Source organism: Isoptericola sp. b515 (assembly GCF_030588125.1).
GTDB lineage: Bacteria > Actinomycetota > Actinomycetes > Actinomycetales > Cellulomonadaceae > Isoptericola > Isoptericola sediminis.
Genome location: NZ_JAUQYR010000003.1, coordinates 582,160 through 607,291, shown reverse-complemented (window position 1 = coordinate 607,291; position 25,132 = coordinate 582,160). Strand labels below are relative to the sequence as shown.

General features: G+C 73.0%; 29 protein-coding genes and 3 tRNA genes. 18 read left to right on the top strand and 14 right to left on the bottom strand.

The window, feature by feature from the left end:
- Nucleotides 1-62: 62 nt before the first annotated feature.
- The 3 genes from Q6350_RS11920 to Q6350_RS11910 all read right to left on the bottom strand — a co-directional run bounded on the left by Q6350_RS11920 (nt 63) and on the right by Q6350_RS11910 (nt 2,757).
- Nucleotides 63-806: an aminoglycoside 3'-phosphotransferase gene (locus Q6350_RS11920; protein ID WP_305066256.1), complete on the bottom strand. Its 744-nt coding sequence runs from the start codon at nt 804-806 to the stop codon at nt 63-65.
- Nucleotides 807-895: 89 nt separating this feature from the next.
- Nucleotides 896-1,771, bottom strand: a complete 876-nt coding sequence (locus Q6350_RS11915) for a M12 family metallo-peptidase (protein WP_305066254.1) — start codon at nt 1,769-1,771, stop codon at nt 896-898.
- A 116-nt stretch (nt 1,772-1,887) separates the two neighbouring features.
- Nucleotides 1,888-2,757 (bottom strand): 3-methyladenine DNA glycosylase, encoded by an 870-nt coding sequence (locus Q6350_RS11910; protein WP_305066276.1) that lies wholly within the window; start codon nt 2,755-2,757, stop codon nt 1,888-1,890.
- A gap of 117 nt (nt 2,758-2,874) precedes the next feature.
- On the opposite strand from Q6350_RS11910, the gene Q6350_RS11905 reads away from it, so the two are divergent.
- Nucleotides 2,875-3,039, top strand: coding sequence for a hypothetical protein (locus Q6350_RS11905; RefSeq protein ID WP_171247259.1), 165 nt, complete (start codon nt 2,875-2,877; stop codon nt 3,037-3,039).
- A 41-nt stretch (nt 3,040-3,080) separates the two neighbouring features.
- Complete coding sequence (locus Q6350_RS11900; RefSeq protein WP_304604412.1) at nt 3,081-3,917, top strand: PhzF family phenazine biosynthesis protein; 837 nt, start codon at nt 3,081-3,083, stop codon at nt 3,915-3,917.
- Nucleotides 3,918-3,923: 6 nt separating this feature from the next.
- Here Q6350_RS11900 and Q6350_RS11895 read toward each other — a convergent pair whose 3' ends face one another.
- Together Q6350_RS11895 and Q6350_RS11890 are read right to left on the bottom strand one after the other, a co-directional pair.
- Nucleotides 3,924-4,187 (bottom strand): 2TM domain-containing protein, encoded by a 264-nt coding sequence (locus Q6350_RS11895; protein ID WP_305066274.1) that lies wholly within the window; start codon nt 4,185-4,187, stop codon nt 3,924-3,926.
- An 89-nt stretch (nt 4,188-4,276) separates the two neighbouring features.
- Complete coding sequence (locus Q6350_RS11890) at nt 4,277-5,419, bottom strand: heparan-alpha-glucosaminide N-acetyltransferase domain-containing protein (protein WP_304604411.1); 1,143 nt, start codon at nt 5,417-5,419, stop codon at nt 4,277-4,279.
- 226 nt (nt 5,420-5,645) lie between these two features.
- Between Q6350_RS11890 and Q6350_RS11885 the strand changes: the two genes are divergently transcribed.
- Nucleotides 5,646-6,464 carry a class I SAM-dependent methyltransferase gene (locus tag Q6350_RS11885; protein WP_304604475.1) on the top strand — a complete coding sequence of 273 codons (819 nt, stop codon included), beginning with the start codon at nt 5,646-5,648 and terminating at the stop codon, nt 6,462-6,464.
- Nucleotides 6,465-6,556: 92 nt separating this feature from the next.
- On the opposite strand, the gene Q6350_RS11880 is transcribed toward Q6350_RS11885, so the two are convergent.
- A complete protein-coding gene (locus Q6350_RS11880) occupies nt 6,557-7,099 on the bottom strand; it encodes a DUF4190 domain-containing protein (protein ID WP_304606906.1) in 543 nt (180 codons plus the stop codon).
- Between the two features lie 98 nt (nt 7,100-7,197).
- Here Q6350_RS11880 and Q6350_RS11875 point away from each other — a divergent pair, with 98 nt between their 5' ends.
- The 7 genes from Q6350_RS11875 (at nt 7,198) to Q6350_RS11845 (ending at nt 11,448) form a co-directional block, all read left to right on the top strand.
- Nucleotides 7,198-7,983 (top strand): fumarylacetoacetate hydrolase family protein, encoded by a 786-nt coding sequence (locus Q6350_RS11875; protein ID WP_304604409.1) that lies wholly within the window; start codon nt 7,198-7,200, stop codon nt 7,981-7,983.
- An 18-nt stretch (nt 7,984-8,001) separates the two neighbouring features.
- A complete protein-coding gene (locus Q6350_RS11870; protein WP_304604408.1) occupies nt 8,002-8,643 on the top strand; it encodes a bifunctional 2-polyprenyl-6-hydroxyphenol methylase/3-demethylubiquinol 3-O-methyltransferase UbiG in 642 nt (213 codons plus the stop codon).
- Between the two features lie 46 nt (nt 8,644-8,689).
- Nucleotides 8,690-10,141, top strand: a complete 1,452-nt coding sequence (gene gltX / locus Q6350_RS11865) for a glutamate--tRNA ligase (protein WP_304604407.1) — start codon at nt 8,690-8,692, stop codon at nt 10,139-10,141.
- Nucleotides 10,138-10,893 (top strand): HAD family hydrolase, encoded by a 756-nt coding sequence (locus Q6350_RS11860; RefSeq protein WP_305066251.1) that lies wholly within the window; start codon nt 10,138-10,140, stop codon nt 10,891-10,893. Before gltX ends, Q6350_RS11860 begins: the two co-directional genes overlap by 4 nt.
- 184 nt (nt 10,894-11,077) lie before the next feature.
- A tRNA-Gln gene (locus Q6350_RS11855) sits at nt 11,078-11,149 on the top strand.
- A 98-nt stretch (nt 11,150-11,247) separates the two neighbouring features.
- Nucleotides 11,248-11,320: transfer RNA gene (locus tag Q6350_RS11850), tRNA-Glu, on the top strand.
- Between the two features lie 55 nt (nt 11,321-11,375).
- Nucleotides 11,376-11,448: transfer RNA gene (locus tag Q6350_RS11845), tRNA-Glu, on the top strand.
- An 80-nt stretch (nt 11,449-11,528) separates the two neighbouring features.
- Here the strand turns inward: Q6350_RS11845 and Q6350_RS11840 are convergent.
- From Q6350_RS11840 to Q6350_RS11830, 3 genes are all read right to left on the bottom strand, one after another.
- Nucleotides 11,529-12,323 (bottom strand): PH domain-containing protein, encoded by a 795-nt coding sequence (locus Q6350_RS11840; protein WP_304604405.1) that lies wholly within the window; start codon nt 12,321-12,323, stop codon nt 11,529-11,531.
- Complete coding sequence (locus Q6350_RS11835) at nt 12,320-12,487, bottom strand: hypothetical protein (protein WP_171247249.1); 168 nt, start codon at nt 12,485-12,487, stop codon at nt 12,320-12,322. Before Q6350_RS11835 ends, Q6350_RS11840 begins: the two co-directional genes overlap by 4 nt.
- Nucleotides 12,488-12,587: 100 nt before the next feature.
- Nucleotides 12,588-13,307 carry an IclR family transcriptional regulator gene (locus Q6350_RS11830; protein ID WP_171247248.1) on the bottom strand — a complete coding sequence of 240 codons (720 nt, stop codon included), beginning with the start codon at nt 13,305-13,307 and terminating at the stop codon, nt 12,588-12,590.
- 130 nt (nt 13,308-13,437) lie between these two features.
- On the opposite strand from Q6350_RS11830, the gene leuC reads away from it, so the two are divergent.
- Entirely contained in the window at nt 13,438-14,913 is a 1,476-nt protein-coding gene (gene leuC / locus Q6350_RS11825) for a 3-isopropylmalate dehydratase large subunit (protein WP_171247247.1), read from the top strand.
- Nucleotides 14,914-14,948: 35 nt separating this feature from the next.
- Nucleotides 14,949-15,587 (top strand): 3-isopropylmalate dehydratase small subunit, encoded by a 639-nt coding sequence (gene leuD, locus Q6350_RS11820; RefSeq protein WP_171247246.1) that lies wholly within the window; start codon nt 14,949-14,951, stop codon nt 15,585-15,587.
- Here leuD and Q6350_RS11815 read toward each other — a convergent pair.
- Genes Q6350_RS11815 through Q6350_RS11805 form a run of 3 tightly spaced genes read right to left on the bottom strand, consistent with a single transcriptional unit; the run spans nt 15,580 to nt 17,854 of the window.
- Nucleotides 15,580-15,987 carry a GntR family transcriptional regulator gene (locus Q6350_RS11815; protein ID WP_304604404.1) on the bottom strand — a complete coding sequence of 136 codons (408 nt, stop codon included), beginning with the start codon at nt 15,985-15,987 and terminating at the stop codon, nt 15,580-15,582. The two genes, leuD and Q6350_RS11815, sit on opposite strands and share 8 nt — an antisense overlap.
- The gene (locus Q6350_RS11810) at nt 15,984-16,934 is read right to left on the bottom strand and encodes a hypothetical protein (protein WP_305066249.1); all 951 of its coding nucleotides are present in this window, start codon (nt 16,932-16,934) and stop codon (nt 15,984-15,986) included. Before Q6350_RS11810 ends, Q6350_RS11815 begins: the two co-directional genes overlap by 4 nt.
- Nucleotides 16,935-16,990: 56 nt before the next feature.
- The gene (locus Q6350_RS11805; protein WP_305066248.1) at nt 16,991-17,854 is read right to left on the bottom strand and encodes an LLM class flavin-dependent oxidoreductase; all 864 of its coding nucleotides are present in this window, start codon (nt 17,852-17,854) and stop codon (nt 16,991-16,993) included.
- A 142-nt stretch (nt 17,855-17,996) separates the two neighbouring features.
- Between Q6350_RS11805 and rnhA the strand changes: the two genes are divergently transcribed.
- From rnhA to Q6350_RS11775, 6 genes are all read left to right on the top strand, one after another.
- Nucleotides 17,997-18,440 (top strand): ribonuclease HI, encoded by a 444-nt coding sequence (gene rnhA, locus Q6350_RS11800; protein WP_304606911.1) that lies wholly within the window; start codon nt 17,997-17,999, stop codon nt 18,438-18,440.
- 57 nt (nt 18,441-18,497) lie between these two features.
- Entirely contained in the window at nt 18,498-19,901 is a 1,404-nt protein-coding gene (lpdA, locus tag Q6350_RS11795) for a dihydrolipoyl dehydrogenase (protein ID WP_171247241.1), read from the top strand.
- 242 nt (nt 19,902-20,143) lie between these two features.
- Entirely contained in the window at nt 20,144-20,716 is a 573-nt protein-coding gene (locus Q6350_RS11790; protein ID WP_304604400.1) for a type IV toxin-antitoxin system AbiEi family antitoxin domain-containing protein, read from the top strand.
- The gene (locus Q6350_RS11785) at nt 20,713-21,483 is read left to right on the top strand and encodes a nucleotidyl transferase AbiEii/AbiGii toxin family protein (RefSeq protein WP_304604399.1); all 771 of its coding nucleotides are present in this window, start codon (nt 20,713-20,715) and stop codon (nt 21,481-21,483) included. The genes Q6350_RS11790 and Q6350_RS11785 overlap by 4 nt, the downstream gene beginning before the upstream one ends.
- The gene (locus tag Q6350_RS11780; protein WP_305066246.1) at nt 21,407-21,661 is read left to right on the top strand and encodes a hypothetical protein; all 255 of its coding nucleotides are present in this window, start codon (nt 21,407-21,409) and stop codon (nt 21,659-21,661) included. Before Q6350_RS11785 ends, Q6350_RS11780 begins: the two co-directional genes overlap by 77 nt.
- A gap of 160 nt (nt 21,662-21,821) precedes the next feature.
- Nucleotides 21,822-22,994, top strand: a complete 1,173-nt coding sequence (locus tag Q6350_RS11775; RefSeq protein WP_305066245.1) for a MarP family serine protease — start codon at nt 21,822-21,824, stop codon at nt 22,992-22,994.
- On the opposite strand, the gene Q6350_RS11770 is transcribed toward Q6350_RS11775, so the two are convergent.
- Together Q6350_RS11770 and Q6350_RS11765 are read right to left on the bottom strand one after the other, a co-directional pair.
- Complete coding sequence (locus Q6350_RS11770; RefSeq protein WP_305066244.1) at nt 22,969-24,558, bottom strand: FAD-dependent monooxygenase; 1,590 nt, start codon at nt 24,556-24,558, stop codon at nt 22,969-22,971. The genes Q6350_RS11775 and Q6350_RS11770 overlap by 26 nt on opposite strands.
- Complete coding sequence (locus tag Q6350_RS11765) at nt 24,555-25,109, bottom strand: hypothetical protein (RefSeq protein ID WP_304606915.1); 555 nt, start codon at nt 25,107-25,109, stop codon at nt 24,555-24,557. Before Q6350_RS11765 ends, Q6350_RS11770 begins: the two co-directional genes overlap by 4 nt.
- Nucleotides 25,110-25,132: the final 23 nt, after the last annotated feature.

Below are 25,132 nucleotides of genomic sequence, written 5' to 3'. Positions count from 1 at the left end.
TTGGCGCCGGGGCGTGCGGGCGGCGGGGAGCACTCCAGGGTGCCGGTTCTCCGCAAGCCCGCTCAGCCCAGGTCCCACAGGCGGCGGTAGAAGGCGATCCGCTCCGCGTCGGGCTCGATGTCGTAGGCCGCGAAGAAGAGCGGCTCGTACCCGTCGCCGTAGTTCCAGCCCAGGCTCAGGCTTGCCGTGGCGAGGTCCGCCCACCGGTCGGCGACCCCGAGGGTGCCCAGGTCGACGTGCCCGGCCCAGGTGCCGTCGTCGGCCACCAGGGTGTTGGGGGCGCAGGCGTCGCCGTGGCAGACCACGAGACGGTCGACGGGCGGCACGGGTCCGACGTCGGCACCGACGGCGGGCTCGAGCCGCGCGACCCGGTCGGTCGCGCTCGACGAGAACGGGCAGTCCGCGACGGGCAGAGTGTCGTGCAGCGCCCGCAGCCCGGTGCCGATCGCGCGGACCGCGGTCTCGGGACGGGCCAGCCAGGTCGGGTCGACGGCGGACCGGCCCGGCAGCGCCGCCGTCGCCAGCCAGCTCCCGGTGGCGTCCTGGCCGCGGCCCAGCACACGCGGCACCCGGGTGTGCCGGCCGGCCCAGACGAGGCGTTCCGCCTCGGCGTCCAGGTCGATCTCCGGCGTCCCCGTGGGCACCCACTTGACGTACCGCTCGCCCTGGCCGCCGAAGAGCCGGAAGGTCAGGCCACCGAGGGTGTTGCGCCACACCGGGGCGACGTCGTCGGCACCGGCCAGCGCGGCCACGGCGTCCGGGACGACGACGGGTCCGCGCGGCGGGGCGGCGAGGTCGCGAGACATGGCGTGATCCTGACAGGTCGTCGACCCGGCGGCCGGGACCGCCGCGGTCGCGCACCGTGCACGCCGAGCTGGTGATCCTCGGGGCGCGCTCACAGCAGGGTGACGTGGCGCGAGCTGCGCAACGTCAGCACCTGACGGTCGTTGAGGGTCGCCCCGTGGCCGGACGGCGTCATGAGGTTCGACGTGCTGCTGCCCGAGAGAGCGCTGCCCGCCCCGCCGGTGTGCGGGAGTCCCAGGGCGTGGCCGATCTCGTGCGCGAGCGTGCGCCGCGCGCCCAGCCCGCCGTCGTCCACGGTGACGTAGTCCGTCAGCGGGCCGAGGGAGCACCCGGCCTTGCCCTCGACGTCCTCGACGACGAACGCCGTCAGCGGGGAGCCGGCGCCTGTGAGCGTGCCGACGAGGTTGCTCGCGGCCCGAGCCCGGAAGTACCCGCCCGCGTCCGTGAGGTCGTCCTGCAGCGCGCCGCCGTTGCAGCGCACCCGCCGGGCCGGCGCGGGCGCCGACTCGGCGTCGACGGTGACGAACCGCCGACCGGCAGGGACCAGGCGGAACCGCGCCTCGCGGCGGAAGAGCTCGTCGGCGACCTCGACCGCCTCACGGACCCGTGCGCGGGCGCGCGCGGCCGACGTCCCCGTCACCGGGGCGCCGTCAGCGCCCGCGAGGACGATCACCTGGAGCCGCAGCTTTTTCATCGGCCGGACGCCAAAGGCACCGAGCGCTGCTCCCGGCAGACCGACGGCGCGGTTCACCGTCTCCTGGACGACGTGGAGACCGCTTGAGCCGACCGAGCCGGCGCCCTTGCGGACGCTCCGACCGGCACGTCGCGCGACGCGCGCGGTCTTCTTCCCCGCGCGCCGGGCGCTGCGTCCGAGCGTGGTGGCCGCACCCTGGGCGCTGCGCCCGACCTTCTTCGCTGCGCTCTTCGCCTTCGTGGCGATCTTCCCGAACGTGCTGCCGAGTCCCACGGCGGGTCATCTCCTCGAGCTCGACCGGGGTCCGCGCCACGGGCCCTCTCCTGGAAGGAGGCGTCGCGGGGCTCGGGTGATACGAGAGCGCCGGTGCGACGCCGTCGCGGGGCGGTTCAGCCCTCGGCGGCGAGCAGCGCGTCGCAGACGTCCAGCAGCCGTGCCCGCAGCGCCTGCGCCCGTTCGGCGAAGGCCCGCTGGCGCCGCACGTACTCGGCCTTGCCGGCCGCCGTCTCGATCGCGACCGGTTCGACGCCGTAGGACGAGACGTCGTAGGGGGAGGCCGCCATGTCGGTGTACCGGATGTCGCGGGCCAGCTCGAAGGAGTCCAGCAGCAGCTCGCCCGGGACCGCGGGGCCGAGCTTCTGGCACCACTTGTACAGATCCATGTTCGCGTGCAGGCAGCCCGGCTGCTCCATCGCGACCTGGCGCTCGCGGGTCGGGCGGAGCTCGTTGGCGTCCCGGGCCTCCGGGGTGAAGAACCGGAAGGCGTCGTAGTGCGAGCACCCGACGCGGTGGGACTCCACCACCTCGTCCGTGCCGGACGCCCCCAGCCGCAGCGGCAGCGGGTGGCGATGGTCGCGTCCGGCCGCGGCGTCGCGGTAGACCATCGCCCACTCGTGCAGCCCGAAGCAGCCGAAGGTCCCGGTCCGACCGGCCGTGGCACCCACCAGCGACCGCACGTAGCGCACGGTGTCGCCGCGCCCGGCGAGGAACGCCGCCGTGTCCAGCGTGGCGCCCGTGCCGCCGTCGGGCAGGTCCACCGTGCGGTACCAGCGCCAGGAGGCGTGGTCGTCGGCCCCGGGCAGCACCCTGCCGGCACCCGGGTGCCAGCGCCGCAGGTGGCTCACCCGGGTGGGGTAGTAGGTGAACAGGAAGTCCTCGACGGCGTGCTTCTCGCCCCGGTCGCGGGCGGCGCGCCAGACGGCGGTGAGCGCGTCCGCACGCCGCGCGTGCGCCGCCGCGGGCTCGCGCCAGCCGTCCACGACGACGTCCCCGACGGGCTCGCGGAGAGCCTCGGGACCGGCGAGGAGAGAGGGCGGTGTCACCCGGCCAGGGTACGGCGGCCGTCGTATCGTGGAAGCAGACGGGAGGTGGTGACGATGGCCACCGTCGGCACGCAGTCGGACTTCGACCCGCACCAGGACGAGGTCGAACCCACGCCGCACGTCCCGCTGGACACGTGGGTGGAACGTCACGGCACAACGGTCGGTCTGCTGGTCGGGATCGCGGCCGTGATCGCGACCCTGCTGCGCTACGTGGACTGATCCGCGCGGCGCCGGGGGTCGTCCGGCGGTACCTTGCGGCCATGACGAGCTTCCCGTTCCGTCAGGTCGACGTCTTCGGCGACGGACCCCTGGCCGGCAACCCCGTGGCCGTGGTGCACGACGCCGGGACCTGGGACGAGCAGCGCATGGCCGCCTTCGCGCGCTGGACCAACCTGTCCGAGACCACCTTCCTGCTGCCCGCCACGCACCCCGATGCCGACTACCGGGTGCGTATCTGGACCCCGGGCGGCGAGCTCCCCTTCGCCGGGCACCCCACGCTCGGGACCGCCCACGCATGGCTCGAGGCGGGCGGGACGCCGGGTCGCGAGGACGTCGTCGTCCAGGAGTGCGGCGTCGGGCTGGTCGAGGTCTCGCGGACCGCGGACGGGTTGGCGTTCGTGGGGCCGCCGCTGCGCCGGTCGGGACCGGTCTCGCCGGCCGACCGCGAGCGGATCGTCCGGGCGCTGCGCATCCGGGACACCGACGTCGTCGACGCCGCGTGGGTCGACAACGGACCGGGCTGGGTGGGCGTCCGGCTCGCCGACGCCGCCGCGGTGCTCGCCGTCGACCCCGATCCCGCCGCGCTCGGCGGACTCGCCGTCGGCGTCGTCGGGCCGTACGGTCCGGGGGAGCCCGACGCGGACGTCGAGGTGCGCGCGTTCATCGCGGAGATCGGTGCGGCCGAGGACCCCGTGACCGGCTCGCTCAACGCCGGGCTGGGGGAGTGGCTCGCGGGCACCGTCCTGCCGACGGCCTACGTCGCCTCCCAGGGAACGGTGCTCGGTCGGCGGGGGCGCGTGCACGTGCGCCGCGACGGCGACGTCGTCCGGGTCGGTGGCTCCACGGTCACCACCGTGCGCGGCGAGGTCACCGTCTGACGAGGGTCAGTCGCCCCGACGCTCCTCGTACTTCCGGGTCAGGCGGTCCTCGACCTGCCGGCCGTCGATGAGGTACGCGAGCGCGTGGAAGGCCAGACCGACCGCCCAGGGCAGCGTGGTCCAGAAGGCCCAGTCCACCCCCGGGTCCGTGGCCAGGTCGATGGCCCACAGGAAGCCGTTGACGATCACGAAGACCCCGACGTGCCACATCAGACCCGTCGCCGCCTTCGCCCGGCGCCGTGCCGGGTCCGTGGTCTCACGGTCCGCCATGACGCTCACCCCCTCCGTCCTGCCCCGAGGCTATGCCGGTGGCCACCCGCCGCGTAGAGGCTTTCGGCCCCCGGGCGCGGGCCGAACGGTCACCGCGGGTCGGTGGTGCTGACCCGCGTCGTGGGTGGCGGGGGAGCGGTGCGTCGTGCCACCGCGGTGAACAGCCGCTCCAGCGGGCCGCGGCCCAGCCACAGCCGCCACAGCGTGGCCGTCACCAGCGAGGCCAGGATCATCACCAGCAGCGGCCCGTTCGTCGCGGACCCGATGAGGTCCCACCGCCAGATCGCCACGATCTGCAGCGAGTACACGGTCAGCGCCATCGAGCCCACCGCGGCCAGCGGGGACAGCACCCAGCCGCTGATCCGCCCCACGGACAGGCACAGCCCCACCACGGCCACCGCGAACCCACCGGTGGCCACCACCTCCAGCCAGCTGTCGTCGTGCGGGCCGGCCAGCGCCAGGTACACCGGCGTCGGCCACGGGTCGGTCCAGGACCAGCCCGGCGTGGAGGCGGCCTCCACCTGGTCGCGCACCACGAACTGGCCCCCGAACCGGTCCACGACCGCCGAGGACGCCAGCGTGCCCACCACCATGGCGCTCAGGCCGCCGATCACGAGCCCGCGGCGCAGCGCGGTCGAGGAGAGGTCGCACCGCCCGATCGCCATGCCGGCGAAGACGTAGGCCATCCAGACCACCGCCGGGTAGTGGCCGGTCAGCAGGAAGTCCGTGACGGCCCCGGACCCGTCGTCCGGCAGGTGCAGGCCTGCGCGGCTCAGGGCGACCGGGCCCCAGTACGCCACCGGCGGCCCGGCCACGGCCACCACGACCGCCGCCACGGCCAGCCGCCGCGGCCCCCACGTGAGGAACGGCAGCGCCAGCACGAAGTACGCCGCGTAGAAGCCCAGGATGAGCAGCACGCGCGTGCCGAGCAGGTCGAGGAGCGCCACGAGGGCGAGCAGGAGGACGGCCCGGACGAGCAGCCGGGCCCGCGCGTGGACCAGCACGTCACCGGCCAGGACCCGCGGGCCACCCGTGACCAGGGCGAGCGAGACGCCGGCGACCAGGGCGAACAGCACCGAGGACCGGCCGTCGGCGATGGTGAGCCAGGCCGTCGAGTCCTCGGCCACGCCGACGTGGGCGGTGAACATGCCCAGCACGGCCAGTCCGCGGGCGACGTCGAGCCCCACGACGCGTGCGGGACCGCCGAGGAGGCGCTCGCGGACCGTGGGCATGGCAGCGATCTTGCCAGCCGTCCCGTCTCGTGAGAAACGGGATGTGCTGACAGGACGTCTTCACTAGGTTGGCGCCATGAGTGATCTGCCGACGGGTTCCGAGCCCGACTTCCCGGAGCCCCCGAGCCTGGGCAGCCCGGCCGACGGCCCGAACGGGAACGCCTCCGACGAGCCGTCGGGCGCGGCCCTCTCCGACGCGATCGAGGCCCCGAGCACCCACCAGACGGTGCCGAGCCAGGAGTCGGAGTCCTACACGCACGGGCACCACGAGTCGGTGCTGCGCGCTCACCGCGCCCGGACGGCGCAGAACTCCGCCGGGTTCCTGCTGCCGCACCTCAAGGACGACATGCACCTGCTCGACGTCGGGTGCGGTCCGGGCACGGTGACGACCGATCTCGGGAGGGTCCTCGCCGGCGGGCGCGTCGTCGGCGTCGACGCCTCGGCGACGGTGCTCGAGGCGGCCCAGGCGCACGCCGACGCCCTCGGGGCGCAGAACGTCCGGTTCGAGCAGGCCAACGCCTACGAGCTCCCCTTCGACGACGACACCTTCGACGTCGTCTACGCCCACCAGCTCCTGCAGCACCTGTCCGACCCCGTCGCCGCGCTGCGCGAGATGAAGCGGGTCACCAAGCCCGGCGGTCTCGTCGCCGCCCGTGACGCCGACTACCTCGCCATGGCCTGGTACCCGGAGTCGGCCGGGCTCACCGAGTGGAACACGCTGTACCACGAGGTCACGCGCGCCTACGGGTTCGAGCCCGACGCCGGGCGTCGGCTGTTCTCCTGGGTGCTGCAGGCAGGGTTCGACGTCGCGGGCACCGTGCCCAGCGCGTCCTCGTGGTGCTACGCCACCCCGACGGACCGGGAGTGGTGGGGCCAGGTCTGGGCCGAGCGGTGCGTGGAGTCGAACTTCGCGCGGCAGGCCCAGGAGTCCCACCTTGCCGACGACGTCGCCCTCGAGCAGCTCGCCCACGACTGGCGGGCCTGGGCCCAGGCGCCGGACGGCTGGTTCGCCGTCCTGCACGGCGAGGTGCTCGCCCGGGCCTGACCAGCCGTGGCCCGGCCACGCCGTCGGACGCGGGAACGCCCGGTCCGCCAGGAGGCGGACCGGGCGTTGCCGTGCGGGCGTGCGGACCGGCGTCAGCCGTTGCCCAGCAGCTCCTCGATCTCCTCGTCGGAGTAGCCCTGCTCCTCGAGCTGGCGCTCCAGCTCCTGCTGGATCGCCGGGGCCTGCTCCTCGAGGGTCGACACGAGGAACACGTTGACGACGATCGCCAGGATGATCGCGACGACCGACAGCACCGTGCCGAACAGCGCCATGCCTCGGCCGGCCGCCGTCCCCCGCTTCGCCTGCACGAGCGCCATGATGCCCAGGACGATGCCGATGATGGCGAGGACGATGGCACCGATGTTGAGCACCGGGATCCACGAGCCGAGCACCGCGAGGATGCCGAGGACCAGCGCGGCGATCGCCAGCCCACGGCTCGGGGCCGGCCCCTGCGTGGGCGTGCCGCCGGCGTAGGGGGCGGCCGGTGCGCCCTGGGCCGCGTACGGCTGCTGGTGCCCGGCGTCGTAGCGCCCGGCGTCGCGGCGGTCGGCGTCGTGGTGCTCGGTGTCGTGGCGGTCGGGGCGGGGCGGTTCGTCGCGGTGCGGTGCGTTCGAGTCGTCGTGCGGCGTGCTCATGATGCCCCTTCGGTCGCTGAGTGTGTCGATGCAGGTTATCGGCTTCGGGGCGCCTGCGCCTCCGCCCACGGGGGCGTACGGCCGGTTAGCCTGGACCCGTGCGTATCGCGAGATTCACCACCGGTGACGACCCCCGCTTCGGCTTCGTCCAGACCGAGGGCGACAGGACCTACCTCGCCGTCCTCAGCGGCGACCCGCTGTCCATGCCGGCGATGCCGACGGGCGAGCGGATCGAGCTCGGCGACGGGGTGCGGCTGCTCTCGCCCGTGATCCCGCGCTCGAAGATCGTGGGCGTCGGCCGCAACTACATGGACCACGTCCGGGAGATGGGCGGGGAGCCGCCGACGGCGCCGCTGCTCTTCCTCAAGCCCAACACGTCCGTCGTGGGCCCGGACGACCCCGTCGTGCTGCCGGAGTGGACGACGGAGGTCTCCTACGAGGCCGAGCTCGCCGTCGTCATCGCCAAGCCGTGCAAGGACGTCGAGCCGGAGAACGCGCGCGCCTACGTGCTCGGCTACACCGTCGCCAACGACGTCACCGCCCGGGACGCCCAGCGCACCGACGACCAGTGGGCGCGGGCCAAGGGTTTCGACACGGCCTGCCCCCTCGGGCCGTGGATCGAGACCGACCTCGACCCCGAGGACGTCGGCGTGGTCTCGCGCGTCAACGGCGAGACCAAGCAGGACGGTCGCACCGCGGAGATGATCTTCGACGTCGACTACCTCATCTCCTACGCCTCCAAGGCCATGACCCTGCTGCCCGGTGACGTGCTGCTCACCGGGACCCCGGCCGGGGTGGGGCGGATCGAGGCCGGTGACCGCGTCGAGTGCGAGGTCGACGAGATCGGCGTGCTGGCCAACCCCGTGGTGCGTCGCGAGGACTGAGCGGAAAGAGGGCGTGCGATGGCGGCGTGCTGCGAGCCGCAGGGCTACGAGAAGGTCTTCGACGACCGCGAGGCACGTCGCGCCGCCGCGCGGTACGCCCGGTCCGGGCTGACCACGCTGCCGCGGCGCACGCTGGAGCTCTACCGCGACGGCGTGATCGGCGGCTCGACGCTGCTCGAGGTGGGCGGCGGCATCGGTGACTTCTCCGCCGAGATGCTCGGAGCCGGCGTGGACCGGGCCGTCTGCGTGGACATCTCCACCGGCTACGACGCCGTGGCCGCCCGCCTGCTGGCCGACGCGGGCCTGACGGGCCGGGCGAGCCGCCGCACGGGCGACCTGGTGACGCACCCGGACCTGGCCGGCCCGGCCGACGTCGTCGCCCTGCACAGCGTGGTGTGCTGCTACCCCGACGCCCGAGCGCTCGTCACCGCGGCCGCGGACCGGACACGGCGCTACCTCGTGCTGGCGTTCCCGCGGGACACCTGGTGGATGCGCGCGGCGGGTGGCGTGCTCAACGTCTACCCGCGCCTGCGGGGCAGCGACTGGCGCTTCCGGGTCCACCGGCCGGACGACGTGGCGCGTGCGGCCACCGACGCCGGGCTGCGCCTGGTGCGCGACGAGCGCTTCGCCTTCGACCACCACCTGGTCTTCGCGCGCTGAGCGGACCCCGGGCGACCCGTCGGCGTCGGACAACTAGGCTGTGCCCGTGATCCCCGCAGCTGGTACCTCCTCCGTCCGTGTCCGCTTCGCACCCTCCCCGACCGGCATGTTCCACGTCGGCGGTGCGCGCTCCGCGCTCTTCAACTGGGCCGTCGCCAAGCAGACCGGCGGCCGGTTCGTGCTGCGGATCGAGGACACCGACACCTCGCGCAACAAGCCCGAGTGGGTCGACGGCATCCTCGCGGCGCACGCGGCCCTCGGCATGCACGCCGACGACCCGACGTTCGAGGGGCCGTACTTCCAGTCGGCGAACCTCGACAAGCACCGCGAAGCGCTCCAGACCCTGCTCGCGGCCGGCAGCGCCTACTACTGCGACTGCACCCGCGACGACGTCACCGCGCGGACCGGCAGCCAGCAGTCGGGCTACGACGGGCACTGCCGCGACCGCGGGCTGACCGAGGCCCCGGGCCGGGCGCTGCGCTTCCGCACCCCGGACGAGGGCGAGACGCGCGTCGTGGACCTCATCCGTGGCAACCCCGTCTTCCCGAACGGCGCGATGGAGGACTTCGTCGTCGCGCGCGGCGACGGGTCGCCGGTCTTCCTGCTGGCCAACGTGGTCGACGACCTCGACGAGGGCATCACGCACGTCATCCGGGGCGAGGAGCACCTGTCGAACACGCCCAAGCAGCAGCTGCTGTGGATCGCGCTGGGCGCGGAGCCGCCCGTGTGGGCGCACCTGCCGGTCATCGTCAACGAGAAGCGCCAGAAGCTCTCCAAGCGCCGCGACAAGGTCGCGCTCGAGGACTACCTCGCCGAGGGCTACCTGCCCGCCGCGATGGTGAACTACCTCATGCTGCTGGGCTGGGCGCCGGGCAACGACGAGGAGATCCTGCCGTTCGAGGAGATGATCGAGCGGTTCCGCATCGAGGACGTCAACAGCGCCGCGGCGTTCTTCGACCTCAAGAAGCTCGCCGCGTTCAACGGTGAGTACATCCGCGCGCTGAGCGTCGACGAGTTCATCGCCGCCGTCGGACCGTGGCTGCGGGCCCCGCACGCCCCGTGGGCCGAGGAGCAGTTCGACCCTGCCGCCTTCGCCGCCGTCGCGCCGCTGGCCCAGTCGCGGGTCGCGCTGCTCGGCGACATCACCGACAACGTCGACTTCCTGTTCCTCGACGAGCCCGTGTTCGACGAGAAGTCCTGGAACAAGGCCATGAAGCCCGGCGCCGTCGAGCTGCTCACGGACGTGCGGGCCGCGCTGGCGACGCTCGACCCGTGGGAGGCCGAGCCGCTGAAGAACACCGTCGCCACGGCGGGGGAGTGGCACGGGATGAAGCTCGGCAAGGCGCAGGCGCCGGTCCGTGTGGCCGTCACCGGCCGCACGATCGGTCTGCCGCTCTTCGAGTCCCTGGAGGTGCTCGGTCGCGAGCGGACCCTCGGCCGGATCGACGCCGCCCTGGCCGCGCTCGCCGAGAACGCCCCGCAGGACCCGGTGCGATGACGACGTTCGGCGTCCCGCCACGCCGCGTCGACGGTGTCCTGCTCGACATCGACGACACCCTGGTGGACACGCGGGGAGCGTTCGCCGCGGCGCTGCGGGCCGTGGCGGAGGCGCACCTGCCCGAGGACGTCGACCACGGCGCGGTGCTGGACCACTGGCGCTCCGACCCGGCCGGCCACTACCGCCGCTACACGCGGGGCGAGACCGACCACCGCACGCAGCGCCGCCTGCGTGCCGACCTGCTGCACCGGACGTTCGGCGGGGCCCCGGTGGGCGAGGAGGCGTTCGACGCCTGGGACGAGCTGTTCTGGGGGACGTTCGAACGGTCGTGGCGGGCCTTCGACGACGCCGCCGGGTTCCTCGACCGGCTCCGGGCGGCGGGCGTCGACCTGGGGGTCGTCACCAACGCCGGCGTGGCGCTGCAGGAGCAGAAGCTCGCCGCCGTCGGCCTCGACCTGCCGATCCTCGTCGGCGTCGACACCCTCGGCTACGGCAAGCCGCACCCGGACGTCTTCGTCGAGGGGGCGCGGCGCCTGGGGACCCTGCCGGGTCGCACCGCCTACGTGGGGGACGAGCCGCGTGTCGACGCGACCGCCGCGCACGAGGCGGGCCTGCTGGGCGTCTGGCTGGACCGGCCGGGCGCCCGGCGCGCGGACGAGCACGACGCCGACGTCGCGGCCATGCGGGCACGGGGCATCGTCGTCGTGCCGGGGCTGGCGGCGGCGCTCCCGGACCTCGTCGGCGACGCCTGACGGGCGCGCCGCGCCGACCGCGGGCCGGTCGGTCCGGCGGCGTCGAGCGGGCGCGGCGGGCGTGACGAAGGGCACCCGTCGGCCGGTTTGGATCCGGGGCTCTCGTCCGGTAATGTTTCCGGTCGTTGGGCCACGCAGGGAACGCCGACAAAGATCGGATATGTCCCGCTTGGTCCGGACACCATGGGGTATGGTGTAATTGGCAGCACGAGTGGTTCTGGTCCACTTAGTCTAGGTTCGAGTCCTGGTACCCCAGCGCAGCGCTCTACGTCACACCTCACGAGGCCCTGATCCGGTCTCACGGTGCGCTAGAGTTCTCACCGGCGAGTCGCTCCTCGGATCGACCAACCATAGGCCCCCATCGTCTAGCGGCCTAGGACGCCGCCCTCTCACGGCGGTAACGCGGGTTCAAATCCCGCTGGGGGTACGCATCATCGTCCGTCACGGACGGTGCGCAGACTCCGTTCGCGGGGTCACGTCCGGCCCCCATCGTCTAGCGGCCTAGGACGCCGCCCTCTCACGGCGGTAACGCGGGTTCAAATCCCGCTGGGGGTACACATCGCGAAGGCCCGGTCCGACAGGACCGGGCCTTCGTCGTGCGTGGGGTGCTCACCGCCGGGGCCGACCCCGGCGCGTCACAGGAACGGGTCGGGGACGGTGGTGCCGCCGGTGGAGTCCTCCGCGTCGTCGCGGCCGGAGCGCCGCCGCCGGGCGCGTCGCCACGAACGCAGCACGTCCGACGGGCCCACCGTGGCCGGCTCCTCCGTCGACGTCGGGTGGTCCTCGAGCGTGGTGGGGGACCCCGTCGCCGGTGCGGGCTCTCCGGCGGCGACCACCGGGATCTCCGCCGTGCCCGGCCGCCGGGCGGCCCGCTCGGACGGGACGATCGCGGGCGGTCGGGGTGCCGGGTCGCCCTGCGCGGACGGTGGTCTCGGCGAGAAGATCGTGTCGCAGAGGGTGCGGTAGGTCTGGTCCGCGTCGGGGACGCGGTCGATCTGCCGCAGCACCTGGTCCTGGCCGGCCGACTCCATGACGAAGCGGCCGTAACCCAGCAGCTGACCCATCAGCGTCCGTGTGTACCCCATGTCCGTGACCTTGGTCATGGGCATCATCGCCACCTTGTGGATGATGAAGCCGTAGCTGAGGAGCAGCCGCTTGTCGGTGGCGACGAACCACTCGTAGTGCCATTCGGCCCACCGCAGCACCAGGCGCGCCACGACCGGGGCCCAGAGGATCCAGACCCAGCCCACCTCGGTCGCGGAGTGCAGCCACGCCACGAGCATCGTCACGGCGATCGTCGTCACGACCGGCTCGACGAGCTTGGACCAGTGCAGGCGGGTGGCCACCGTGACCTTCTCGCCGGCCAGCACGTAGCGCCGCAGGTGCCGGTGGCGCCGGACCGCGAGCTCGGGGTCGGCGAAGCTGCTCATGACATCAGGTTCGAGACGAACTCCCCGAAGCTGGCGAACGCCCCCACGATGACGTCCCACAGGGCCTGGACGATGTCGGCGGAGCGCTCAGGGCTCGTCACGATCGCGTAGATCAGGAAGATCACGACGATCCACATCAGCACGGTCTTGGCCTTTCCCGACATCCGGTCCTCACGCCTCTCGGGTCACGAGACTGTGTTGTCCCGCTGCTGGTGAGCCTACTGACCGGGACGTGATGTTCGTGACAATCGGGTCGGCGCGCCGTCAGTCCCCGGCGCGCTGCAGCACCTCGGTCAGGCGGTTCGCCGCGGCCATCACCGAGGCCGAGTGCAGCCGGCCGGGCTGGCGCGTGAGGCGTTCCACCGGTCCGGAGACCGAGACCGCGGCGACGATCCGCCCCGACGGTCCGCGGACCGGGGCCGAGACCGACGCGACGCCGAGCTCCCGCTCGGACACGGACTGCGCCCAGCCGCGCCGGCGCACGCCGGACAGGATCGTCGCGGTGAACACCGCCTCGCGCAGCCCGCGGTGCAGGCGGTCCGGCTCCTCCCAGGCCAGCAGGACCTGGGCGGCCGAGCCGGCCTGCATGGTCAGCGTGGCGCCGACCGGGATGGAGTCGCGCAGGCCGACGGGCCGTTCGGCGGCCGCGACGCACACGCGGTGGTCGCCCTGGCGGCGGTAGAGCTGCGCGCTCTCGCCGGTGTGGTCGCGCAGCGCGGTCAGCACCGGGTTCGCCGCGGCGAGCAGCCGGTCCTCGCCCGCCGCGGTGGCGAGCTCGTTGAGCCGGGGCCCGAGCACGAACCGTCCCTGCATGTCCCGTGCGACGAACCGATGGTGCTCGAGCGCGACCGCCAGGCGGTGCGCGGTAGGTCGCGCCAGTCCGGTCGAGGCGACCAGCTGCGCGAGGGTGGCCGGACCGGCCTCCAGTGCTCCGAGTACGGACGCGGCCTTGTCCAGTACGCCGACTCCGCTAGTATCGTCCATAGGTCGATACTGACGTCTCGCGTACTGAGATTGCAAGTTCTCAGCGGGTGAGGGCTCCCGCCGTCACGTCAGAGCCCGCACGATGGAATGGACGACAGCCGCTCACGAGGCGGCGGACGAGGAGGTCGCGATGGCCGGCACGTTGGCAGAGAAGGTCTGGGAGGCGCACCTCGTGCGCCAGGGCACGGACGGAGCACCGGACCTGCTCTACATCGACCTGCACCTGGTGCACGAGGTCACGAGCCCCCAGGCCTTCGAGGGGCTGCGTCTCGCGGGACGGCCCGTCCGCCGCCCCGACCTGACCATCGCCACCGAGGACCACAACACCCCCACGCTCGACATCGACCTGCCGATCGCCGACCCCACGAGCCGGACCCAGATCGACACCCTGCGGAACAACGCCGCGGAGTTCGGCGTGCGCCTGCACTCGCTCGGCGACGCCGACCAAGGCATCGTCCACCAGGTCGGCCCGCAGCTCGGTCTCACCATGCCGGGGCTGACCGTGGTGTGCGGCGACTCACACACGTCGACGCACGGCGCTTTCGGGGCGCTCGCCTTCGGCATCGGCACCTCCGAGGTCGAGCACGTGCTGGCCACCCAGACGCTGCCGCTGGCCCCGTTCAAGACGATGGCGATCACCGTCAACGGCGACCTGCCCCCCGGCACGACGTCGAAGGACATCATCCTGGCGATCATCGCCAAGATCGGCACCGGCGGCGGCCAGGGCTACGTGCTCGAGTACCGCGGCGAGGCGATCCGCCGGCTGTCGATGGAGGCGCGGATGACCATCTGCAACATGTCCATCGAGGCCGGCGCCCGGGCGGGCATGATCGCCCCCGACGAGACCACGTTCGAGTACCTGAAGGGCCGCCCCCACGCCCCCGAGGGCGAGGACTGGGACGCCGCCGTCGAGTACTGGCGGACGCTGCGCAGCGACGACGACGCCGAGTTCGACACCGAGGTGGTGCTCGAGGCCGCCGACCTCGAGCCGTTCGTCACCTGGGGGACGAACCCCGGCCAGGGGCTGCCGCTATCCGCCTCCGTGCCCGTGCCCGCCGAGATCGCCGACGAGGGCGAGCGCGTGGCCGCCGAGCGCTCCCTGGAGTACATGGGGCTCGAGGCCGGCACGCCGCTGCGCGACATCGCCGTGGACACCGTGTTCATCGGCTCGTGCACCAACGGCCGCATCGAGGACCTGCGGTCCGTGGCGAAGGTCCTGCAGGGCCGCACCAAGGCCGACGGCGTGCGGGTGCTCGTCGTGCCCGCGTCCGCCCGCGTCCGGCTGCAGGCCGAGGCCGAGGGTCTGGACGTCGTCTTCAAGGACTTCGGGGCCGAGTGGCGCAACGCCGGGTGCTCGATGTGCCTCGGTATGAACCCCGACCAGCTGCAGCCGGGGGAGCGGGCGGCGTCGACGTCGAACCGGAACTTCGAGGGCCGCCAGGGCAAGGGCGGCCGCACGCACCTGGTCTCGCCGCTCGTCGCGGCCGCCACGGCCGTGCGCGGCACGCTGTCCTCCGTGGCCGACCTCGACCTGGGCGAGGACATCGACCTGACCACGTTCGACGGGTCCCCGCTGGCGCCGCTGACCGCGCCGTCCTTCGTCTGAGCCCGCCCCGCGTCCTTCCGACAGGAGAACCCCTCATGGAGAAGATCCTCACCCACACCGGCGTCGGGGTGCCGCTGCGCCGCAGCAACGTCGACACCGACCAGATCATCCCCGCCGTCTACCTCAAGCGGGTCACGCGCACCGGCTTCGAGGACGCCCTGTTCGCCGCCTGGCGCGGCGACGAGTCGTTCGTGCTCAACCAGGACGCCTACCGCAACGGTTCGGTGCTGGTCGCCGGCCCGGACTTCGGCACCGGCTCCTCGCGCGAGCACGCCGTCTGGGCGCTGAAGGACTACGGCTTCCGCGTCGTGCTGGCCTCCCGGTTCGCGGACATCTTCCGCGGCAACTCGGGCAAGCAGGGCCTCGTGGCCGGCGTCGTGGCCCCGGACGACATCGAGCTGCTCTGGAAGATCCTCGAGACGAAGCCCGGTACCGAGGTCACCGTCGACCTCGAGCAGCGGACCGTGCACGCCGACGACGTCACCGTGCCGTTCCAGATCGACGACTACACCCGCTGGCGGCTCATGGAGGGTCTGGACGACATCGGTCTCACCCTCCAGCACGAGGACGACATCTCCGCGTACGAGCAGTCACGGTCGTCCTGGCGCCCCACGACCCTGCCGGCCAAGCACCTGCCGAAGGTGGAGATCGAGCCGGCGCGTCCGGTCAGCTGACGTCGGAGTCCTGGCCGCGCGGTGCGGCCAGGACGCCCCGGACCACGTCGAGCACGGCCTCGTCGGTGAGGCCGGCGGCCCGCGCCTCGACGACGAGCGCGCGGGTCCGCTCGACGATCACGGGCGGCGGGACCACGGTCCCGCCGCCCGTCGTCGTCCTCCCCGGCGTGACGACGGTGCCGGTGCGCCGTCGCGAGACCACCACGCCGTCGCCCTCCAGCTCGCGGTAGGCCCGCTGCACGGTGCCCACCGCGATACCGAGGTCGTGGGCCAGGGCGCGGGATGCCGGCAGCCGGTCCCCGGGCCGGAGCGTGCCCACCGCGACGGCAGCGGCGACCTGGGCCCGGATCTGCTCGTAGGCCGGGACGGGAGAGCCGAGGTCGACGACGACGTCGCTCATGCGACGGCCGCGTCCGCCGGGGTCGCGGGGTCGGGCGCCTGCCGCGGGGCCACGGTCACGAGACCCGCGACGACCGAGGCGAGCAGGATCGCGCCACCGGCCAGGGCCAGGGCGGTGCCGACGGCGACCAGTCCGTGCGGCGACGCCCCGTTCAGCAGCAGGGAGCTTCCCGCGTTCCGCAGTGCCATGCCGCCGACGGCGAGCACGCCCCCGAGCGTGACGCCGAGGCAGAGCTGGACCGCACCCAGCAGGCGCGCGGTGCTCGTGGCACGCACGGCGTCGTCGTGGTGCCCCGGGACCCCGTGCAGCGGCGGCCGTCGGACGATCGTGGCGAGTGCGAGGCCGGTCACCCCGAGGGTGATCAGGACGGCGACGAGCAGGGGACCGCCGTAGGGCCATCCGGGGTAGGGGCCGGTGGCGCCGCTCAGGGTCCCGCCGTCGGCGAGGGCGACCGGTCCGGTCGGGAACGCGCGGCCCGTCGGGTCGGCCGTGAGGCCGAACCCGACCAGCGTCGCGGCGAGGCATCCCGCGGTCATGACCATCAGGCGCAGGCGTGCTCCGCCGAGCGTGCGTGCGGTGCGGCGTCGCAGCGGGGCGCTGCGGACCTCGCCGCGCGGCCGGGGCCAGGTCAGCTCACCGACGCCGCGCACGGCGGCGAACGTGGCCGCGACGGCACAGGGGGTGAGCGCCTGCAGCAGCCCCGGGGCCGGCGTGCCCGGCTGCCAGGTCACCGGCTGTGCGAGGAGCACGCCCGCGCACACCGCGGCGGCGAGCAGCGCCGCGGTGGACACCAGCACCTCGTGGCGCCGGGCCGCGAGGGTGGGCTCGCCGACGTCGGTGGGCCGGCGCCGGAACCACAGCACGGCGCTCACGAGCAGCGCGGGCACGGCGGCCGCGGCCACCCCCAGCGCCAGGACGACGATCGCCACGGGAACCTCCCTGTTCATCCAATGAGTCAACACATTGAACCATTGAATCGGCGGCGCGTCGTCCACCGGTGCCGTCAGGTGGCCGGTGGTCCCTGGCGGACGCGGGCCAGGAGCGCCTCGGGGGTGTCCTGGGCCGGGTCCCAGCGCGACTCGACCCACCACGTCGCGCCGACCTCGCGCATCGCCGCGACGAGCTCGGCGGCCGCGGTGTCGTCGTCAGGCAGGCGACCCTGCACGACGACGTCGAACGGGCGCCCGGCGTCGTTCTGCCGGGACCGCTCCGCCTCGACCCAGGCGACGAGACCCGCGACGTCGTCGGGTCCCGGAACCTCGGCCGTGCCGCGCAGCTGGGGGACGACGCCGTCCCAGCGCAGCGCGCGGCGCAGGTTCCGGGTCGGCGGCCGGGTGGCGTCCCAGACCCCCACCGGCCACACGGGGACGCGGCCCGCGACGGGCCGCTGCGGGAACTGGAACACACCGGTGCGCACGTGCTCGCCGTCGGCGGTGAAGGGCTCGCCCGACCACGACCGCTCGAGCCAGGCCAGGGTCTCGTCCAGGGCCGCCGCGCGGTCCTTCAGCGTGAGCGGCTGCCCCGGCACGGAGCTGAAGGCGCGGTCGTCGGTGACGCCGACGCCCACCGGCAGCACGAGGCGGCCGCCCGAGAGGTGATCGACGGTGAGCGCCCGCTGCGCCAGCTCCCACGGCCGGTGCCGGGGTAGCGCGAAGACCATCGCCCCCAGCGTGACGCGTTCGGTGACCGTCGCCGCGGCCGCGAGGATCCCGAAGGGGTCCCACGTCGCCACCGCGCCCTCGCCGAACTCGCCCAGGCTGACGCCGTCCCAGGTGAAGAAGCCGTCCCAGCCGTGCTCCTCGCACGCGCGGGCGATCTCCACGTGCTGGGCGGGTGTGCCGAAGCTGCTGATGAACCCGAACCTCATCTCCGTGACGCTAGACACCCCCTCCGACAACGAGCGTGCTCACTCGCTCCCTCGTCCTGCCCGATGAGGGAGCGAGTGCGCACGCTCGTCGGCGTCGGCGTCGGCGGCGGGGGCAGGGGTGCCGGGACGTAGGGTGACCCCCGTGAGCGACAAGCCGACCGTGGAGATCTGGACCGACGGTGCCTGCAAGGGCAACCCCGGCATCGGGGGATGGGGCGCCCTGCTGCGCTCCGGCGAGCACCGCAAGGAGCTCTTCGGCGGCGAGAAGGCCACGACGAACAACCGCATGGAGCTCACGGCCGTCGTCGAGGCGCTGCGCGCGCTGAAGGGCCCGAGCGACGTCACCCTGCACGTCGACTCCCAGTACGTGATGAACGGCATGAAGTCCTGGATCGCCGGCTGGAAGCGCAACGGGTGGCAGACCGCGGCGAAGAAGCCGGTGAAGAACGCCGACCTCTGGAAGGCCCTCGACGCCGAGGTCGCCGAGCACGACGTGCACTGGGTCTGGGTCAGGGGCCATGCGGGCGACCCGGGCAACGAGCGGGCCGACCAGCTCGCCAACGACGGGGTCGACTCGGTGCGCTGAAACCTGCGACGGACCTCACGACGCACGCACCGGCGCGCACCCCATAGGCTGTGGCCCATGGCTTCTCACTACGACGTCGTTCTCCTCGGAGCTGGCCCCGGCGGCTACGTCGCCGCGATCCGTGCGGCCCAGCTCGGCAAGTCCGTTGCGATCATCGAGGAGAAGTACTGGGGTGGTGTCTGCCTCAACGTGGGCTGCATCCCCTCCAAGGCTCTCCTGCGCAACGCCGAGCTGTCGCACATCTTCCACGAGCAGGCCGACTACTTCGGCATGTCGGGGGACGTGAGCTTCGACTTCGGCAAGGCCTACGACCGGTCCCGCGAGGTGGCGGACGGCCGGGTCAAGGGCGTCCACTTCCTCATGAAGAAGAACAAGATCACCGAGTACGACGGCCGCGGCACCTTCCGTGACGCGAACACGATCGAGGTGGCGCTCAACGACGGCGGCACCGAGACCGTGACCGGCGACAACGTGATCATCGCGACCGGTTCCCAGGTCAAGCTGCTTCCCGGCGTCGAGCTCTCCGAGAACGTCGTCACCTACGAGAAGCAGATCATGACGCGCGAGCTGCCGAAGTCGGTCGCCATCGTCGGCGCCGGCGCCATCGGCATGGAGTTCGCCTACGTCATGAAGAACTACGGCGTGGACGTCACCATCGTCGAGTTCCTCGACCGGGCGCTGCCCAACGAGGACGCCGAGGTCTCCAAGGAGATCGCGAAGCAGTACAAGAAGCTCGGCATCAAGATCCTCACCTCCACCGCCGTGCAGTCCGTCGAGGACAACGGCTCCTCGGTCAAGGTCGAGTACAAGGGCGTCAAGGACGACAAGCCCGGCTCGCTCGAGGTCGACAAGGTGCTCATGGCCGTCGGGTTCGCCCCGGCCGTCGAGGGCTTCGGTCTGGAGAACACCGGTGTGCAGCTCACCAAGCAGGGCGCCATCGAGATCGACGAGCACATGCGCACGAACGTGCCGCACATCTTCGCCATCGGTGACGTCACCGCGAAGCTCATGCTCGCCCACGTGGCCGAGGCCATGGGTGTCGTCGCCTCCGAGACCATCGCCGGTGCCGAGACCATGACGCTCGGCGACTACCGGATGATGCCGCGTGCGACGTTCTGCTCGCCGCAGGTCGCCTCCTTCGGCCTCACCGAGGCGCAGGCCAAGGACGAGGGCTACGACGTCAAGGTCGCCAAGTTCCCGACCATGGCCAACGGCAAGGCACACGGCCTGGGCGAGACCGCCGGCTTCGTCAAGCTCGTCGCCGACTCGAAGTACAACGAGCTGCTCGGCGCCCACCTGATCGGCCCGGACGTCTCGGAGCTGCTGCCCGAGCTCACCCTGGCCCAGAAGTGGGACCTCACGGCCGACGAGGTGGCGCGCAACGTGCACACCCACCCGACGCTGTCGGAGTCCGTCCAGGAGGCCGTGCACGGTCTCGCGGGGCACATGCTCAACCTCTGATCCCTGCGACAGCACGGACAGGTTCGACCGTCCTGCTCGGAGGCCCTGAACTGCGGTATCGCCGCAGTTCAGGGCCTCTTCTGCGCCTCGACCGTGGTGGGCGACCAGGGTCGGCCGAGGGCAGGGGTGCTTCCCTGCGCCGAGGTCAGGAGCCGGTTGGGCAAGAGGTCGGGCGACGCGTGGGTAGGAGCTCTGGCAAGCAAGACATGTCAAAACACCCCCACTAGTGGTAGTTTTTTGACATGCCTGGTCCTGGTGAGGTTCTCGCTCGCGATGCCCTGCGTGATCTTGCGGAGGGGCAGAACGGCCTGGTGTCCCGCAGGCAGGCTGTCGACGACCTGGGCGTGACCCCGGGTGCCCTCGACCATCTCGTCGCTCGTGGAGGGCTGCTCCCCGTGGCTCGCGGCATCTACCGCGTGCCCTACCTGCCAGGCGTCGAGAACGAGCGGTACCAGGTCGCGCTCCTGCGCACGGGTGACCCGGAGGCGGCACTGAGCCATGAGACGGCCCTCGCGCTGCACGAGATCAGCGACGTGAACCCCGCCCGCTACCACGTCACCATCCCTACGGCTCGTCGGATTCGACGGTCCGACAACGACGCCTTCGTGGTCCACGTCGAAAGGTTGATGCCGGACCAGCTCGGCTGGTGGAACCTCATGCGCGTCGTCACGGCGACGACCGCGATCGAGCAGTGCATCGCCTACGGCACGCCCACGTATCTCCTGCGTCAGGCGATCGAGCGCGGGGAGCGGACCGGCGCAGTCCGGCGCGCCGACGTGGCCCGTCTGACCCAGCTCCTGGAGGATCGCGCATGACCGAGGCCGAGCCGCCCGCCAAGACGCTCGCCGACCTCAAGCCCAAGGCCAAGCCGCCGGCCAGCGCGTCGATCCTCGCACAGTGGGTCACCCATGCCGAGAAGGCGCTCGACGTGCCCGCCGCTGGTGGGCGGATGGGCTGGCTCGTCGCGTCCACGGTCGTGATCGCCGCGCTCCAACGCGCGGTCGACTCCGAAGGCGCACCCCGCTTCCTGCTCAAGGGCGGTACCTACCTCCAGCATCGACTGGGCAAGACCGCGCGTGCCACGAGCGACCTCGACGGCCTCGTCCGTGGGGACATCGACGACTTCATCGTCGCGCTCGATGCCGCGTTCGAAGAGCAGTGGGGACCGCTCACGCTCACCCGGTCCGAGGTCGAGACGATCCAGACCCCGACCCGTGTCGTCCAGCCCCGCCGCTTCCAGGTGTTCGTGAGTCTGAAGGGACAGGTGTGGCGCAAGGTCCAGGTCGAGCTCGCGCCAGACGAGGGTGGCGCGGGCGCGATGCCTGAGACGATCCCGGCTCCGCGCCTCGAGCCGTTCGGGCTGCCGACGCCGGACGCACTCGTCACGATGCGCGATGCGCTACCAGATCGCGCAGAAGCTCCACGCGGCCTCGGATCCGCACGAGCCCCCGATGTGGGTCAACGACCGGCCCCGCGACGTCGTCGACCTCGTCCTCCTGCGGTCCATGATCGACGAGGACGGCGAGCCGAGCCTGAGCGACATTCGTCCGGCCGCCATAGCGGTGTTCGACGCGCGCGCTGAGGATGCGCGTGCACTGGGTCGCCCCGAGCGCTCATGGCCGCCGAACGTCACTGCTCATGAACACTGGGCGGCGCGCGACTACGCGACGGCAGCCCGAGACGCCGGCCTGTCGATGCCGCTCGACGGTGCGGTCGCGGCGGTCAACGAGTGGATCGTCCAGATCGACAGCGCGCAGTAGGTGAGTGCGTCCATGCCGAAATCGACGTGGGCCTAGGTGCCTCTGCGGCGATATGCCTGGTGGCCAGCGATCACCGGAGGGCGGCCCCGTTCTCAGGAAGAACACAGCCCGACCACGTATCCTCGGCGTTCCTCGTCGCCCAGCACCCCGGAGGATCCCGGTGACACCCCTCGACGTCGTGCTCGTCGTGCTCCTCGTGGTGGCCGTCGTCGCCGGGCTGTCCCGGGGGCTGCTGGCCACGCTCGGCGGTCTGGTGGGTCTCGTCGTCGGCGGAGTCGTCACCTTCCTGGCCGTGCCCCTCGTGGTCGACGCGTTGCCCACCGCTCAGTGGCGCGGCCCGGCGACGCTCTTCCTCGCCGTCGTGATCCCGCTGATCGGTGCCTCGGTCGGTTCCGGGATCGGGCACGGACTGCGGCGGCAGGTCGACCGCACCCCGCTCGGTCCGCTCGAGCGTCTGCTCGGTGGCGTGGCGAGCCTGCTGGTGGCCGCCGTGGCGCTGTCCTTCCTCGGCACGACGGTCAAAGCGACCGGGTCGCCCGTGCTCGCGCCGGCCGTCTCGTCGTCGTCGGTCCTGCGCACCATCGAGGACTACACGCCGGCCCCCGTGACCCGTTCGCTGGCCCAGGCGCGTGCCGCGGTGGTCGACGACGGGCTGCCGACCCTGGACGGGCTGCTCGATCCGCGTCGGACGCGCGTCGCGCCCGACGTCGACCTCGCGGACCCGGCCCTGGACACCTCCGCCCAGTCGGTGGCGCGGGTCTGGGGCACGGCCTACGCCTGCGGGACGGGGGTGACCGGCTCGGGGTTCGTCGTCGCGTCCGACCGCATCGTGACCAACGCGCACGTCGTGGCGGGCGTCGAGCAGCCGCTCGTCGAGCTGCCGGGCCGGCCGGCCGAGGAGGGGCGCGTCGTCTACTACGACCCCGACGCCGACCTCGCCGTCGTCGCCGTCGACGGCCTGGACGCCGCGCCGCTCGCCGTCGCCCCGACGCTCGAGGTCGGCGACGCGGCCGTCGTGCAGGGGTACCCCTACGGCGGCCCGTTCACCTCGGTCGGTGCGGAGGTGCTCGACGCCGGGGGCGTGCGTGTCCCCGCGAGCGACGGCAGCGGCCGGGTCGAGCGCGACGTCTACGCGCTCGCCGCCGAGATCCGCGCCGGCAACTCCGGCGGCCCGGTGCTGTCCCCGGGCGGGGAGGTCGTCGGCGTGATCTTCGGCAGGTCGCAGTCCGACGACGGGCTCGGCTACGGCGTGACGACGAACGAGCTGATGCCGGTGGTCGCGCAGGCCCCCGACCTGCAGGACGCCGTCACACCGGGGAGCTGCTCCGGCTGAGCGGGCCCTCCGCGCGCACCACGCGTTCCGGGGTGCAGACCCGCTCCAACCATCGGGCCAGGCCCTCCGGGTCGCGCTCCGCGGTGCCGAACCCCACGAAACCGTCCGGACGAACGGCCACCAGGCCGTGCCCGGGACTGCTCTGGAGGCGGTGCGTGCTGACCCACGGGCCGAGGCCGCGCGCGTCGGGCGCCGGGGCGTCCCGGTCGAGGAGCAGGTGGATCCCGGGGTTCGCGGTCAGCTCGTGCAGCCGTCGGCGCCGTCCCTCGTGGACGACGGCGCGGTCGGGGAGGTGCCGTCCCGGGCGAGGGCTCCGTCGGGCGGACCTCCCGTCGGCGGACACGGGGCTGCTGCGGTAGCTCGTCCAGTCCTGGGACAGCAGCCGGACGAGCAACGCCATGACCCGCGGCTGTGCGGCGACGGTCGGGACCAACGGTGCGGCCCACGGCAGCAGGGTGCCCCGCAGCAGCGTCGGTAGCGGTGTCGTCGAGGCCTCCCCGTAGAAGACCAGGTGGGTCAGGGCCAGCACCCGACGGTCGACCGGACGTCGCTCGAGCCCGTAGGAGTCCAGCAGTGCCTCGGGGTCCCCGCACCCGGACGCCGCGAAAGCGAGCTTCCACCCCAGGTTCACGCCGTCGAGGATCCCCGTGTTCATCCCCTGCGCCGCAGCCGGTGAGTGCGCGTGCGCCGCGTCGCCGGCGAGGAAGAGCCGACCGCGACGGAAGGCGCCGGCCATCCGGTGCTGGAGCCGGACGCGCGCCGACCACCGCAGGTCGGTCACCGCGGCGGGCAGACCGGCGGCCTCCAGCAGCCGGTGCACCTCGGACGCGGGGACCGGCTCCCCGGGCTGCCCGAAGGGGGCTCCGTGCCCGGTCGTCGCTCGGGTGGCGAGGACACGCCAGGTGGCCCCCTCGCCCAGGGCGAAGAGGAAGACCAGGCCGGGACGGCCGACCACGACGTGCAGCAGACCCGGTGCCAGGGCGGCGTCGAGCTCGACGTCGGCCAGGACGACCTCCTCGCGGTACGGGCCGCCACGCCAGCCGACCCCCGCGATCCGACGGACGGTGCTCGCCGGCCCGTCGCACCCCGCGACGAACCGGCTGGTCACCTGCTGCACGGACCCCCCGACGCGCACCTCGGCGCGGGCGGCGTCGTCCGTGGTGGACGCCGTCACGAGCTCGGCGTCCCGCTCGACCGTGACGCCGCGCTCCTGGAGCGCGGCCCCGAGCACGGCCTCGACGTCCGCCTGCCGCGCCAGCGTCAGGTGCGGGTAGGGCGTGCCCGGCCAGGTGACGTCGGTCAGCCGGACGTCGACCACGCGCCTCCCGAGGTGGACCGAGGCCCGCGGAGCACGGTCGGCGCGGTCCAGCAGCTCGTCCACCACTCCGAGCGGACGCAGGGACTCGAGCGTGCGCGGGTGCAGGATCATCGCCCGTGACGGGCGGAACGCCTCCGGGCGGCGCTCCACGACACGGACCGACGCCCCGTGGTCGTGCGCCTGCAGAGCCGTCGTGAGCCCGGTGGGACCGGCGCCCACCACCAGGACGTCGACGTCGGTGCTCATCCCTCGACCACCTGCCACCAGCCGCCGCTCCCCGGCAGTGCCGTCTCGGCGGACCGCCGGATCGCCTCGTCACGTCCCAGACCGGACTCGATCCGGTAGTCGATGGAGGTCGGCTCGCTCACGAGCGCGAGCACGCGCCACAGCGACCGGGCGTAGTGCTCGGCACGTTCGCTGCCGTCCCACTCGTACAGGCCGCGGTAGACGTGCCGTTCGTCGGCCGCGAGCCACAGCTTGGACACGAAACCCGGGAACCCGACGAACAGCGGGGTGTTCAGCAGGCTCTCGGCGCGGAACGCGGCGTGCCCACGTGGCCCACGGACACCGCGCAGCCGGAACGAGACCGCCAGGAAGCAGGGGTCGCGAGGTCCCCGGGCAACGACCGTCTCGCGGTAGGTCGTCGCCGTCGTCCCGTCGGCGAAGCGGAACGTCCTGCCGAGGTTGTGGCGGGGGAGTCGCACCTGTCCGCGAACCAGCAGCGGGACGCTGACGGCGACGCACCGTGCGACCGCCGGCCAGGCGACCCGCTGGGGTGCGGGGCGCGGGCTCGCCATGTCTGCCTCCCTGCCTCGCGCGT